The 13,541-nt window shown below is 72.4% G+C and carries 14 protein-coding genes; 5 read left to right on the forward strand and 9 right to left on the reverse strand.

What is annotated here, in order from left to right; translation table 11 throughout:
* Positions 1-22 precede the first annotated feature (22 nt).
* From EJK16_RS12430 to EJK16_RS12450, 5 genes are all read right to left on the reverse strand, one after another.
* Positions 23-871 carry an ABC transporter permease gene (locus EJK16_RS12430; protein WP_127129745.1) on the reverse strand — a complete coding sequence of 283 codons (849 nt, stop codon included), beginning with the start codon at positions 869-871 and terminating at the stop codon, positions 23-25.
* A complete protein-coding gene (locus EJK16_RS12435) occupies positions 868-1,662 on the reverse strand; it encodes an ABC transporter ATP-binding protein (protein WP_127129747.1) in 795 nt (264 codons plus the stop codon). Before EJK16_RS12435 ends, EJK16_RS12430 begins: the two co-directional genes overlap by 4 nt.
* Positions 1,663-2,017: 355 nt before the next feature.
* Entirely contained in the window at positions 2,018-2,842 is an 825-nt protein-coding gene (locus EJK16_RS12440; RefSeq protein ID WP_240646002.1) for a sulfite exporter TauE/SafE family protein, read from the reverse strand.
* A gap of 106 nt (positions 2,843-2,948) precedes the next feature.
* Positions 2,949-4,277, reverse strand: coding sequence for a PhoH family protein (locus tag EJK16_RS12445; RefSeq protein WP_240646021.1), 1,329 nt, complete (start codon positions 4,275-4,277; stop codon positions 2,949-2,951).
* Positions 4,278-4,677: 400 nt separating this feature from the next.
* Positions 4,678-5,439 carry an isoprenyl transferase gene (locus EJK16_RS12450; RefSeq protein WP_127129751.1) on the reverse strand — a complete coding sequence of 254 codons (762 nt, stop codon included), beginning with the start codon at positions 5,437-5,439 and terminating at the stop codon, positions 4,678-4,680.
* 215 nt (positions 5,440-5,654) lie between these two features.
* Between EJK16_RS12450 and EJK16_RS12455 the strand changes: the two genes are divergently transcribed.
* Positions 5,655-6,353 (forward strand): hemolysin III family protein, encoded by a 699-nt coding sequence (locus EJK16_RS12455; protein ID WP_127129753.1) that lies wholly within the window; start codon positions 5,655-5,657, stop codon positions 6,351-6,353.
* A 287-nt stretch (positions 6,354-6,640) separates the two neighbouring features.
* On the opposite strand, the gene EJK16_RS12460 is transcribed toward EJK16_RS12455, so the two are convergent.
* Together EJK16_RS12460 and mca are read right to left on the reverse strand one after the other, a co-directional pair.
* A complete protein-coding gene (locus tag EJK16_RS12460; protein ID WP_127129755.1) occupies positions 6,641-7,000 on the reverse strand; it encodes a hypothetical protein in 360 nt (119 codons plus the stop codon).
* Positions 6,997-8,019 (reverse strand): mycothiol conjugate amidase Mca, encoded by a 1,023-nt coding sequence (gene mca / locus EJK16_RS12465; protein ID WP_370276031.1) that lies wholly within the window; start codon positions 8,017-8,019, stop codon positions 6,997-6,999. The genes EJK16_RS12460 and mca overlap by 4 nt, the downstream gene beginning before the upstream one ends.
* 146 nt (positions 8,020-8,165) lie before the next feature.
* Here mca and EJK16_RS12470 point away from each other — a divergent pair, with 146 nt between their 5' ends.
* A complete protein-coding gene (locus EJK16_RS12470; protein WP_164737335.1) occupies positions 8,166-8,612 on the forward strand; it encodes a DUF4307 domain-containing protein in 447 nt (148 codons plus the stop codon).
* Between the two features lie 168 nt (positions 8,613-8,780).
* Positions 8,781-9,266 carry a transcription elongation factor GreA gene (greA, locus tag EJK16_RS12475; RefSeq protein ID WP_127129759.1) on the forward strand — a complete coding sequence of 162 codons (486 nt, stop codon included), beginning with the start codon at positions 8,781-8,783 and terminating at the stop codon, positions 9,264-9,266.
* Between the two features lie 152 nt (positions 9,267-9,418).
* On the opposite strand, the gene ilvA is transcribed toward greA, so the two are convergent.
* Positions 9,419-10,636, reverse strand: coding sequence for a threonine ammonia-lyase (gene ilvA / locus EJK16_RS12480; protein WP_127129761.1), 1,218 nt, complete (start codon positions 10,634-10,636; stop codon positions 9,419-9,421).
* Entirely contained in the window at positions 10,633-12,012 is a 1,380-nt protein-coding gene (locus tag EJK16_RS12485) for an AI-2E family transporter (protein ID WP_240646004.1), read from the reverse strand. Before EJK16_RS12485 ends, ilvA begins: the two co-directional genes overlap by 4 nt.
* A gap of 142 nt (positions 12,013-12,154) precedes the next feature.
* On the opposite strand from EJK16_RS12485, the gene msrA reads away from it, so the two are divergent.
* Together msrA and EJK16_RS12495 are read left to right on the forward strand one after the other, a co-directional pair.
* Complete coding sequence (gene msrA, locus EJK16_RS12490) at positions 12,155-12,871, forward strand: peptide-methionine (S)-S-oxide reductase MsrA (protein WP_127129763.1); 717 nt, start codon at positions 12,155-12,157, stop codon at positions 12,869-12,871.
* Positions 12,872-13,028: 157 nt separating this feature from the next.
* On the forward strand, positions 13,029-13,430 hold the full coding sequence (locus EJK16_RS12495; protein WP_127129765.1) for an FKBP-type peptidyl-prolyl cis-trans isomerase: 402 nt from the start codon (positions 13,029-13,031) through the stop codon (positions 13,428-13,430).
* The last annotated feature ends 111 nt before the right edge of the window (positions 13,431-13,541 follow it).

Below are 13,541 nucleotides of genomic sequence, written 5' to 3' on the forward strand. Positions count from 1 at the left end.
CACTGGCAGTGGTCCGGGCACGTCAGCGCCCGCGGCGCCACGGCGCGACGGCCTTCTCCACCCCGGCGAGGATGGAGGTGAGGATGACGCCGATGACGGAGAGCAGCACGATCGGCACGAACATCCGGTCGGTCTGGAACGTGTTTGCGTTGGTGACGATGAGGTTGCCCAGCCCGGAGATCGCCGTGAAGAACTCCGCCACGATGACTCCGACGAGGCCACGCCCGATCGCCAGGCGCAGCCCCGTGAAGATGTAGGGCAGCGCCGAGGGCATCAGCAGGTCGCGCCACACCCGCCGCTCGGGCGAGCAGAACGACTGCGTCACCTCGATCAGCTCCTGGTCGACCTCCTGGACGCCCCGGATGGTGTTGATCAGGACGGGGAAGATCACGAAGAACGTGACCACCACCGTCTTCGCCGTGGCACCGAACCCGAACCAGACGACGACCAGCGGGATCAGCGCGACGGTCGGGGTCGCATACAGGGCGTTCACCGGGACCTCGATGATCGCCCCGAACGTCTCGCTACGACCGGCCAGGAGGCCGAGGAGGATCCCGAGGATCGACCCGATCACGGTGCCGATCGCGAGCACGATCAGCGTCTGGACGAGCGCCTGGCCCAGGGTCCCGTCCCGCACCATCGCGACGAACGCCCGGGCGATGGCGGTCGGGTACGTGAAGATGACCGGGTTGACGGTGCGGCCGTAGATCTCCCAGGCGACGAGGATGACGATCGTGGAGGCCGTGCGGATCATGCGCTTCTGGCTCGGGGTCCGGGTGCGCGTCTTCCGGTGCCCGCGCATGCGGCCGGTGGTGGTCGGTGGGGTCAGCCGGGCCGGCTCCTGGAACATCTCGCGTGCGGGGTCGCTCATGCTGCTGACTCCTGACTGCTCCCGGACGGGGCCCGCGCCGCTTCCGGCCCCTGGAGGCTGTCCCAGAGTTGGTTCCGGAGCGGAAGGTACGCCGGGTGGCTCCGGATGCCGGCGAGCTGCCGGGGCCGCTCGATCGGCACGCGCACGTCGAGCACGATGCGCGCGGGCGGCCCGGTGAGAACGACGATGCGGTCGGACATGATGATCGCCTCGTCCAGGTCGTGGGTGACGAGGAGGGCGTTCATCCTGGTCTGGCGCTCCCAGAGGCCCAGGACCTCGTACTGCATCGTCTCGCGGGTGATGGCGTCGACCGCGCTCAGCGGCTCGTCGAGCAGCATCAGCTCCGGCTCCAGGCACAGAGCCCGGGCGATCCCGACGCGTTGCTTCATCCCGCCCGAGAGCTGGTAGGGGTACTTCTTGCGCGCGTCCTCGAGCTTCATGATGCCCAGGAGACGGTCGATGTTGCCGTCGTCGTCCGTGCGTCCCTGGACGTCCAGCCCGTAGGCCACGTTCTGCTCGACGGTCTTCCACGGGAAGAGCCCGAAGTGCTGGAAGACCATCGCGACGCGCGGGTCGGGGGCGTTGAGGGGCTGCCCGTGGAGGAGGATCCTCCCGGTTGCCTCGGGGAGGAGCCCCCCGATCGCACGCAGCAGCGTCGTCTTGCCGCAGCCCGAGGTGCCGATGATGCTGACGAACTCTCCGTCCGCGAAGTCGAGCGACATGTGGTCGAGGATCACGGACTGCTTGAACCGCACATTCACGTCTTCTACGACGAGGCTGGGAACAGTCAAGGCTCACTCCTTGGCGTCGCGTGTGCTGAACATCTGCGTTCAGCCCGACAGCCCGGACGCTTTCGCCCCGATCGTGGGACCGCCCGCGTCCAGCACGGCCGCCCCGGCTTAGAAACCGGTTACTGCGCCGTTCCCCCTACGGTACCCGCGCGCATTCCGATGTCAAGAGCGGGGGCGCCGACGATGTCCGTCCCGGGACTGGCTCACGCCGCCCAAGCGGCACCGGCAGGTGGGGCGGTGCACCGGCAGGTCAGGCGGCGCTCCGGCACGCCTGGCCGGGCCACGCGGCCCGTCCGAGCCGGTGGTGTCAGGACTTGACCTGTGACGGGGGTGGGCGTGGTCACGGGGCCGGGGGTCAGAGGATCAGGTACGTCGCCGAGACGAGGGTCAGGACCACCACGGCGCGCTCGAAGAGCTTCTGGTTGATGTGGCGCACCAGCCGGCCGCCCACGAGCGCGCCGAGGACGACGAGCGGCGCGAGCACCAGGTCGAGCAGCAGCGACTGCGCGGTGATCAGCCCGAGCGAGACCGAGAACGGCGTCTTGGCGAGGTTGACCGCGAGGAAGAACCACGCCGACGTGCCCAGGAAGCGGTGCATGGAGAAGTTGCCGGCGAGGAAGTACATCGACATCACCGGGCCCGCGGAGTTGGCGACCATGGTGGTGAAGCCGCCCAGGACGCCGTACGTCCCGCTCTCCGCCCGCCTGCGCCACGGACGCCGGCCCCCCGGTGCGGCCCCGGCCGCACCGGGCCCGTCCGGCGGGGTGAGCTGCGCCGGTGTGCGGCGCCGGCCACGCCCGCTCGCGCGCGGCACCGCGGCCCACCGGCGCAGGACGGTGAGGGCGATCATCGCCACCAGGATGACGCCGATCACGCGCCGCACGGACGCGTCGTCGACCAGGCGCAGGAACACCGTGCCGGCGAGGACGCCGACGAGCACCGCGGGCGCGAGCCTGCGCAGGACGCCCCAGTCGGCGTGGGCGTGGTGGGTCCGCACGGCGAAGAGGTCGCCGAGGATGAGCAGGAGCAGCAGGGCGCCGGTCGAGGCCTTGGCCGGGAGCACCGCCGCGAAGAGGGCGACGGAGATGGTTCCGGCGCCGGGCAGCGCCGTCTTCGCCGCGCCCACGAGCGCGGCGGCGAGGGCGAGCAGGGTCCAGTCGAGGGTGGAGAGGTCAGGCACGCGCCCGAGCATCCCACCCCGCGGCGCCGCGGACGGTCGTCGTCCGCGGCGCCGTGGGGCGGGGAGCGTGCGCTGAGGCCAGGGCGCGTGCCCGGGGGCGCGGTCCCTAGATGTCGATCCCCTCGAGGAGCTCGGTGACCAGGGCCGAGACGGCGGAGCGCTCCGAGCGGGTCAGGGTCACGTGGGCGAAGAGCTCCTTGCCCTTGAGCGCCTCGACGACGGCGGCGACGCCGTCGTAGCGGCCCACCCGGAGGTTGTCGCGCTGGGCGACGTCGTGGGTGAGGATCACCCGGGAGTTCTGCCCGATCCGCGAGAGCACCGTCAGGAGCACGTTGCGCTCGAGGGACTGCGCCTCGTCGACGATCACGAAGGCGTCGTGCAGGGAGCGCCCGCGGATGTGCGTGAGGGGCAGCACCTCCAGCAGGCCCCGCGCCATGACCTCCTCCAGCACCTCCTGCGCCACGACCGCACCGAGGGTGTCGAAGACGGCCTCGGCCCAGGGGTTCATCTTCTCGGCCTGGTCGCCCGGCAGGTAGCCGAGCTCCTGACCGCCCACGGCGTACAGCGGGCGGAACACGATGACCTTGCGGTGCTCACGGCGCTCCATGACGGCCTCGAGGCCCGCGCACAGGGCTAGCGCGGACTTGCCCGTGCCGGCGCGCCCGCCGAGGGAGACGATCCCGATCTCCGGGTTGAGCAGGTGCTCGATGGCCACCCGCTGCTCGGCGCTGCGGCCCCGGACCCCGAACACCTCCCGGTCGCCCCGCACCAGGCGCAGGCGGCCGTCCGCGGTGGTGCTCGCCAGCGCCGAGCCGCGCGTGGAGTGCAGCACCACACCCGTGTGGCAGGGCTCCTCCGCGAGGGTGCCCGGCGTGGTGAGCGCGGCGATGTCGAGGGACTCGTCGCCCCACAGCTGCGCCATCTCGGCCTCGGTGAGCTCCGCCGTCGTCATGCCCTTGTACCCGGAGTCCACGACCTGCTGGGCGCGGTACTCCTCGGCGAGCAGCCCGACGGCGGACGCCTTGACCCGCATGGGCAGGTCCTTGGACACGACGGTGACGTCGTGCCCCTCGGCCGCGAGGTTCGCGGCGACCGACAGGATCCGCGTGTCGTTGTCGCCCAGGCGCAGGCCGGTGGGCAGCACCTGGTCGGAGGAGTGGTTGAGCTCGACGCGCACCGTCCCGCCCTCGTCGCCCACCGGGACCGGGGAGTCCAGCCGGCCGTGCTCGATGCGCAGCGCGTCGAGCAGCCGCAGCGCGCTGCGGGCGAAGTAGCCGAGCTCGGGGTGGTGCCGCTTGGCCTCGAGCTCGGTGACGACCACCACCGGCAGGACGACGTCGTGCTCGGCGAAGCGCAGGATCGCCTTGGGGTCCGAGAGGAGCACCGAGGTGTCCAGGACGTAGGTGCGCAGGGCCGTCCCTGTCGGTTCGGCCACGCCGATCTCGTCGGCGACGACGGCGCCGAGGTCGGTCGGCGGGCTGCCCGGCGTCGTCGGCACGTCGGTCGGACGGCCTGCGGAGGCTCGGGTCTGCTGGGCGCTGGGGATGCGGTTGACGCTCACGATGGGCTCCCTCCGGCGCCTGGGCGCCGAACTCAGCTGCATGGGGTCGTGGGACACAGGCACGACCCTGGCGTGGTGTGGGCGGCAGGCCGGCCCAGGAGGGGCCGGCGGCCCCTCCTATCAACAGCACGACGCTGCATGGGCTGACCTCCCGGAGGACAGCGGGTGTGCCGTCCGACACATCGGACGCTAGGAGGTTCAGGATACCGCCGGGGCCCGAAACACACCCTGTCACGCGTTCGGCGCGCGATGTTCACCCGCGCGTCACTCGGCCTCAGCGTCCGAGGCGCCGCTCCCGCTGGGCGTAGTCGCGCAGGGCGCGGAGGAAGTCCACCCGCCGGAAGTCCGGCCAGTAGACCTCGCAGAAGTAGTACTCGCTGTGGACGGACTGCCACAGGAGGAAGCCCCCCAGCCGCTGCTCGCCCGACGTGCGGATCACCAGGTCCGGGTCCGGCTGGCCCTTGGTGTAGAGGTGGGCAGTGATGTCGTCGACGCCGATCTCCGCGGCGACGTCCTCGATCGACTGGCCCGCCTCGGCGCGCTCGCGCAGCAGCGACCGCACCGCGTCGGTGATCTCGTGGCGGCCGCCGTAGCCGATCGCGACGTTGACCTGGAGGCCGGCGACGCCGTCGGTGCGGGTCCCGGCGCGGCTGAGCCTCTCGGCCACGCCGGCGGGCAGCAGCTCCTGCGCGCCGACCACCCTCAGGCGCCACCGCCCGGTGTCCGCCAGCTTGTCCACCGCCGTGGCGATGATCTCGAGGAGCTCCGCCACCTCGACGGGGTCGCGCTGGAGGTTGTCGGTGGAGAGCATCCACAGGGTCACGACCTCGACCCCCGCCTCCTCGGACCACTGCAGCAGCTCGGTGATCTTGTCGGCGCCCCGCCGGTGCCCGTGCGAGGCGGGCGTGCCGAGCGCCCGCGCCCAGCGGCGGTTGCCGTCGAGGATGACTCCGACGTGCCGCGGGACGTTGGCGCGGTCGAGGGACCTGACGAGGCGGCGCTCGTAAAGCTGGTACAGCAGGCCCGGGAAATGCATCTGTCCCTCGAACTTCCCCTCGTCAGCTCGGCCGCGGCGCCGCCGCGGACGGGAGGGCACCGCCATACCGGCCGGTCGCCCCCCGCATGGCAGAGGTTACCGCCGCAGCGGGACCGCGCCGCCGTACGAGCGTACCTACGCTACCGTAGGTAGCGCACCGGCCCGCTGAGCCGCACGCGCCGGCCACCCTCTTCCCACCCTCCGGAGACCCAGTCATGGCGCACGAGAACGGCCCGGCCGCCGCTTCATCCCCGCAGGACGCGGTCGAGACGATCGCCGCCGTCGTCAAGCCCCGGCTGCGGGGGTGGATCCACACCGGGATGGCGCCCGTGTCGCTGGTGGCCGGGAGCGTGCTCGTCGCGCTCTCCCCCACGCCCGCGGCCCGGTGGTCCACGGCGGTCTTCGCGCTCGCCGCGCTGGTGCTGTTCACGTGCTCGGCGGTCTACCACCGCGGCACGTGGTCGCCGCGGGCGTTCGCGGTGCTGCGCCGGCTGGACCACTCCAACATCTTCCTGCTGATCGCGGGCACCTACACCCCGCTCGCCGTGCTGCTGCTCGACCGCGGCACCGCTACGGCGCTCCTTGTGATCGTGTGGGCCGGCGCCGCCGTCGGCATCGCGGCGCGGCTCCTGTGGCTCTCCGCCCCGCGGTGGGTGTACGTGCCGAGCTACGTGGCCCTGGGCGTCGTGGCCCTGGGATTCCTGCCCCAGTTCTGGCAGGGCGGCGGGCCCGCGGTGGTCTGGCTGGTGCTGGGGGGCGGCCTGGCGTACGTGCTCGGCGCCGTCGTCTACGGCACCAAGCGGCCCAACCCCAGCCCCCGGTGGTTCGGCTTCCACGAGATCTTCCACGTCGCGACGGTGGTCGGGTACGTGTGCCACTACATCGCGGTCTCGATCGCGGCCTACCAGGCCTGAGCATCCGGGCTCGGCGTCCTGGCGGGGCCGAGCCGTCCGGCCTCACGGCCCACCAGGCCGGAGCGTCCGGGCTCCGCGTCCTGGCGGGGCCAGCGTCCGTGCGGGTCAGCGCGTGCCGGCGCACGGTGGTGGGCCCGTGGGTGCGGGTCGTTGCACCGGCGCGGCGAGGCACCGGTGCAACGACCTCACCAGTGTCCCTCACCACGTGCGCGAGGACGAGCCCTGGGGGTCGGCCCCCTGCGCACGTGTCGGCGACGGCGTGCGCGGCATCGAGGGTCCGGCGTCGGTCAGTCCGTGCGCTCGTCCGTCCCGGGGTGGGCCCCGTCGCGCCCGGCGCCATCCGCCGTCGTGCGAGCGGGCCGCACGTCGCTGGCCGCCTGCGTCTTCCCCGTCTGAGTCTCCGCCGCCTGCGTCTCCCCCGCCCGCTCGGCCTCCAGCTCCTCCGCGCGCTCGAGCAGACGCTGGTTGTGGTCGACCCGGCGCATGTGCTTGTTCATCGAGCGGAACAGCGGGATGCAGACGACCGCGAGCACGAAAAATCCCAGGAAGAATCCCGTGATGCCGGGAGAGACCTCCCACGGCTGCATCTGGGTGGGGGGCGGCGCCGGCGTGGGCGTCGCCGCGAGGAGGACCAGCACGGGCGTCATGACCCCACCTTGCCATCTCCGCGTGCCTCGGCCGTCCGCGCGCCGGCCTCCGCGACAGCACGGTCATGGCCAGGCGCGCCGGCGACACGTGCCTCGCCCGAGCGGGTGACCGCGAGGTCGGCGGGCACCGCGTCGACGACGGTGAGCCCGCCGGGCACGACGGCGGCGAAGAGGTCATCCTCGACGTCCTGCGCCACGGGGACCCGGGTGCGCACGAGCTCGAACTCCTCGTACGGCCAGACCTCGGCCTCGATGTCCCGCGGCACGGAGAAGAAGAACCCGTCGGGGTCGATCTGGGTGGCGTGGGCTCGCAGCGCCGCGTCCCGCTGGGGGAAGTACGCGGCGCACTCGATCCGCGCCGTCGCCCGCCGACGTGGCCGGTCCGAGCGATGCGTGAGCCAGTCCGCGAACGGGGAGACGAGGCCGCGCTCGCGCATCGCGGTGTCGACCGCCTCGATCCGCGAGACCGAGAAGGACGTGTCGTAGTAGAGCTTCTGCACCGCCCAGGGCTCGCCCGCCTCGGGGTAGGCGGCCGGGTCCGCCGCGGCGTCGAAGGCCGCGACGGCGACCTTGTGGCTCATGATGTGGTCCGGGTGCGGGTAGCCCCCGTTCTCGTCGTAGCAGGTCATCACGTGGGGGCGGAACTCGCGGACCTGACGCACCAGCGCCCGGACCGTGACGTCCATCGGCTCGAGCGCGAAGCAACCCTCGGGCAGGGGCGGCAGCGGGTCCCCCTCGGGCAGGCCCGAGTCGACGAAGCCGAGCCAGACCTGCTCGATCCCCAGCGCTGCCGCGGCCGCGGCCATCTCCCGGCGGCGGTAGGAAGGCATGTCACGCAGGATGTCCGTCCTGCCCGCGAGGTGCGGGTTGAGGATGTCGCCGCGCTCGCCGCCCGTGCAGGTGACCACCCGCACGGTGTTGCCCTCCGCCGCGTACCGCGCCATCATCGCCGCACCCTTGCTGGACTCGTCGTCGGGGTGGGCGTGCACGGCCATCAGGCGGAGCGCGTGGTGCGACAAGGGACAGCTCCTTCAAGAAGGTGGGTGCCCGACGGGGGATCGTGGCCGACGGGCGGACATGCGGGAGGGCGGGTGCGGGGACAATGGTCTCGCATCCGTGCACCGAACGCGACGTCCCGTCACGGATCCCCGAGGGAAGGACAAGCGTGCCCACCACGCCAGCACCCGGTCACCGCGACCCTGCCGCCGTCGACCCGGCCATCATGAACGCCCGCTACGGCCGCCGGCCCGGCGCACCGGGCAGCCGACGCGGGCTGATCGTCGCCGCGGTCCTCGCCGCCGCGCTCGTGATCGCCGGGATCGTGTGGCAGGCCACGAGCCTGGCGGGCACCACCGTGCACACCGAGGGCGTGGGATTCACGGTGCAGGATCCCACCCGCACCACGGTGCGCTTCAACCTGATCACCGACAAGGGCGCGACGGTGCGCTGCACCCTCACCGCACTGAACACGAACTTCACCCAGGTGGGCTTCCGTGAGGTGGTGATCGGCCCGGTCCCCGCCGCGGTCACCGCGCACGAGGTGGACGTCACCACGACCGAGCTCGCCACCACCGGCAGCGTCAGCACCTGCGAGGTTGTCGACGCCGGCTGAGCGCATCCAGGTTCTCACCCGTCACACGAGGAAGCGTTGGTATACTCCTACCTTTACACGCCGCCCCGGAGCGGCGCACGAGGTGCGAGCGCCCGGGCGGAGAGACCTTCCCCTGCCTCGGCCGCTCTCGCTCGCGTCCGGGGCACAACCGTATGTTGAGGAGGAGCCGTGACCCAGACGAGCACCACCTGGCTCACCCAGGAGGCGTACAACCGTCTGAAGGCGGAGCTCGAGCACCTCTCCGGTCCAGGCCGGACCGAGATCGCCGAGAAGATCGACGCCGCCCGGCAAGAGGGGGACCTCAAGGAGAACGGGGGCTACCACGCCGCCCGCGAGGAGCAGGCCAAGCAGGAGGCGCGCATCAACCAGCTCACCGAGCTGCTGCGCCACGCGCACGTGGGCGAGGCCCCGCCGGACGACGGCATCATCGAGTCGGGCATGGTCGTCACCGCGACCATCGCCGGCAGGGAGCGGACGTTCCTGTTGGGCTCGCGCGAGGGTGCGCCCGAGCTGGAGATCGACGTCTACTCCGAGAGCTCGCCGCTCGGCGCGGCGCTCGTCGGCAAGAAGGCCGGCGACACCGTCAGCTACGTGGCGCCCAACGGGGCGAGCATCGAGGTGAAGGTCGGCGACGTCAAGCCCTTCCAGGGCTGACACGCGCACGACGACGGCGGGCCACCCCCTGGGGTGGCCCGCCGTCGTCGTACCTCGGCGCGCTCGCTCGCTACCGCCATGCCGCCCCACCGGCGCCCAACCAGCCGCCACTCGGTGGCGGCCCCACCGGCCGCCGCTAGGGCTGACCGCCGCTACGGCCGCACGATCGTGTAGCCCCGCTCCCGCAGCGTCTCGAGCACGCTCTGGCAGTGCTCGGGCCCCTTGGTCTCAAGCTCGACGGAGATCTCCACCTCGTCCACGGCGAGGCCGGCGCCGGTGCGCATGTGCTCGACGCTCACCACGTTCCCGCCGCTCGCGGCGAGCTCGTTCAGGAGCCGTGCGAGGCTGCCTGGGGCGTCCTGGACGAGCACCCGCATCTGGAGGTAGCGCCCCGCGGCGGCCATCCCGTGCCGGATGATCCGCAGGAGCACCAGCGGGTCAACGTTGCCGCCGGTGAGGACCACCACGACCGGACCGTTGAACGTGGTCGGGGCGGCCAGGACGGCCGCCACACCCACCGCGCCCGAGGGCTCGACGACGAGCTTCGCCCGCTCGACCAGGTACAGCACCGCCCGGGAGATCTCCTCCTCGGTCACCGTGCGCAGCTCGCTCACGTGCTCCGCGATCAGCCGGAACGGCACCTCTCCGGGCATGCCCACCGCGATGCCGTCCGCCATGGTGTGCATGTCGGTGCGGAGCACGGGCCGGCCCTGCGTGAGCGACTCGGGGTACGCGGCGGCCCCGTCGGCCTGCACGCCCACGACGTTGATGGTGGGGTCCACCTGGTGCACGGCGACGGCGATCCCGGCGAGGATCCCGCCGCCGCCGGTGGGCACGACGATGGTGCGCGCACCCGGCACCTGCTCGAGGATCTCGAGCCCGATGGTGCCCTGTCCCGCGACGATGTCCGGGTGGTCGTAGGGGTGGATGAGCACCGCGCCCGTCCGGGCCGCCTCGGCGCTGGCCGCCTCGAGCGCCTCGTTGAGGCTCGCGCCGCCCAGGACCACCTCGGCGCCGTACTGGCGCGTCGCGGCGACCTTGGGCAGGGCGGCGTCCAGCGGCATGAAGATCCTCGCCGTGATGCCCAGCTCCCGGGCGGCGAGCGCCACGCCCTGGGCATGGTTGCCCGCCGAGGCGGCGACGACGCCGTGGGCCCGTTCGCTCTCGCTCAGCCGGGACATGCGCAGGTAGGCGCCGCGCACCTTGAAGGAGCCGGTGCGCTGGAGGTTCTCCGCCTTGAGCCACACGGGCGACCCGACGACGCCTTCCAGCGTCGTCGAGGACTCCACGGGCGTGCGGTGGGCGACGGCGGAGACCACCCGGGCGGCGTCCTGGAAGGTGGCCAGGTCGAAGGTCGCCACCTCCTTCATCGGCGCTCGTCCGGCTCGTCGTCCGCCGGGACCGCCGTCGCGCCGGCGTGGTTCTCGTCGTCACCGGACTCGGCCAGCACACCGCCGTCGTCGTCCTCCTCGGCGACGTGCGCGTAGGCGTCCTCGATCGCCCCGGCGAGGGCCCCGGGTGGGCCGCCGGGCCGGTTCAGGTCGGTGGCGAGGCGCGGGTACTTGTCGTGGCCGTGCAGGTAGAGCACCACCGTGTTGATGACGGCGGCGAACGGGACCGCGAACAGCGCACCGAGCACCCCCGCGATGCCGGTGCCCGCGGTGACTGCGAGCAGCACGGCGATCGGGTGGAGGGAGACGGCGTTGCCCATGAGCCACGGCTGAAGGAGGTTGGACTCGAGCTGCTGCACGAGCAGCACGATGCCCAGCATGATCAGGGCGGTGACCAGGCCCTGGTCCACCAGGGCGACCAGCACGGCGATGGAGCCCGTCAGGACGGCACCGACGATCGGGATGAACGAGCCGAGGAAGACGAGCACGGTCAGCGGCAGCGCGAGCGGGACACCGAGGATGAACGCGCCCAGGCCGATGCCGACGGCGTCGACGAAGGCCACGAGGATCTGGGTGCGCGCGTAGGCGCCGAGGGTGACCCACCCGCGGATGCCGGCCTCGTTGATGCGGTCCCGGGCGCTCGCGGGCGTCAGGCGGCACACCCACTGCCAGATGGTCCGCCCCTCCTTGAGGAAGAAGAACAGGCAGAAGAGCGCGATGACGGCGCCCGTGACGACGGATGTCACCGAGCCCGTGGCGCTGAGCACGCCGCCGACGATCGTGCTGGCGTTCGCCTGGATCTGGCCCTGCAGCTCGGTCAGCCAAGTGTCGATCTGCGGCTGGTCGATCTGCAGGGGCCCCGTCGAGAGCCAGCTGATCAGCTCGCCGAAGCCCTGGTTGGCCCGCTGCGCGAGGGCGCCGAAGCCGCTGGCGATGGACCGTCCGGCCAGCACGAGGAGGCCCACCACCACCGCGAGGGTGACGAGGATCGTCACGGCCGACGCGAGCGTCCGGGGCAGCCGCAGGCGCCGGCGCAGCATGGAGGAGACCGGGTCGAGGAGCACGCTGAGCAGGATGGCCACGAGGACGGAGACGACGATGGTCTTGAACGTGATGACCAGGTAGACGAGCACCGCCGCGGCGGCCGCCAGGACGAGCACCCGCCAGGACCAGGCGGCCGCGGCGCGCACGGACCACGGCACGGCGTCGCTGGCGGAGGCCTGTGTGCGGCGACCGGGGACTGCCGTGCGGCGGCGCGGCGGCGCGGCCGCGGGGCGGACGTGGTCGGTGCCCACCACGTCGGGCCCGCCGCGCGAGGCCAGGCGGGACATCCAGCTGGAGGTGAGGTCGGGCATGTCCCCTGCAATCGACGTGAGACGGTTGACGGCCCCAGCGTACGGGGACACACCCCGCCGGGCGCGGCACCGAGCCACTCCGGCGGGAAGAACGCCGAGCCGCCAGGCGTTGCAGTGCGGCAGGGACTACACAGGAGGATCCATGTTCGGACTAGGACGCAAGACCCAGATGGTGACCGCGGAGGAGGCGCTGCCGGGCCGCCCGGAACCGGTCTTCGCCGTGCCGGCGACGCACGAGGTGCTCGGGACGCCCCTGCAGGGCCCGTGGCCGGCCGGCTCCGAGATCCTCTACGTGGCCATGGGCTGCTTCTGGGGCACCGAGCGGATCTTCTGGCGTCTGCCCGGAGTGGTCTCCACGGCGGCGGGCTACCTCGGCGGCATCACGCCGTACCCGGTCTACGAGGAGGTCTGCACCGGGATGACGGGGCACACCGAGGCGGTCCAGGTGGTCTACGACCCCGCCAAGACCACCCCGGAGATGCTGCTCAAGGCCTTCTGGGAGAACCACGACCCGACCACCGCGAACCGGCAGGGCAACGACATCGGCACCCAGTACCGCTCGGGCATCTACTGGACGACGCCGGGCCAGGAGCAGGCGGCCCGGGCGACCAAGGAGGCTTTCCAGCAGGTGCTCACGGAGAACGGGTACGGGACCATCTCCACCGAGCTGCGCCCCTTCACCGGCACCGACGGCGCGGCACCGTTCTACTACGCCGAGGACTACCACCAGCAGTACCTGCACAAGAACCCGGGCGGCTACTGCAACCACGGGCCCAACGGGATGACGTGCCCCGTCGGCCTGGTGCGCCAGGACCAGCTCCCCGCCCAGGTCGACGTCGCGCCGCCGACCGCGCACTGACGCACCTCCGGCGTCCGGCCCTTCCCGCAACGAGGGACCGGACGCCCGCCCGCGAGCGCGCACGTAGGCCGGACCGGGCGCGACCCCGTCGGGCGCCGCACGTACGCTGGACCGGGCCCGACCGCCGTCGGGCCGCACGATCTTCCGAGAGGACCCCATGAGCGAGCTCCCCACCGCCACCGGCGGCTTCGGCGACAAGCCCGAGCTGACCTTCCCCGCCAACGCCGCGCCCGAGGGCCTCCAGGTCCAGGTGCTCGAGCAGGGCGACGGCGACACCGTCGAGGCCGGCAGCACCATCGTGGTGAACTACCTGGGCCAGACGTGGGGCGGTCACGTCTTCGACAACTCCTACGACCGCGGCGCGACGATCTCCTTCCCCATCGGCATGGGCGTCGTCATCGGCGGCTGGGACGACGGCCTCGTCGGGCAGCAGATCGGCTCCCGGGTGCTGCTCTCCATCCCGCCGGAGCACGGTTACGGCCCCAACGGCATGCCGCAGGCCGGCATCAAGGGCACCGACACGCTGGTCTTCGTCGTCGACGTCGTGGGCGTCGAGTAGTCCCTCGCCCCCCTCACGACGGCGCCCGGTCACCCTCGCGGTGACCGGGCGCCGTCGTGTCCGGGCCGGTTCCGGGCGGCACAGAGCCGAGCCGCGCCGTCGTCGTCCAAG

This window comes from Georgenia sp. SYP-B2076 (assembly GCF_003991205.1).
Taxonomy (GTDB): Bacteria; Actinomycetota; Actinomycetes; order Actinomycetales; family Actinomycetaceae; genus Georgenia.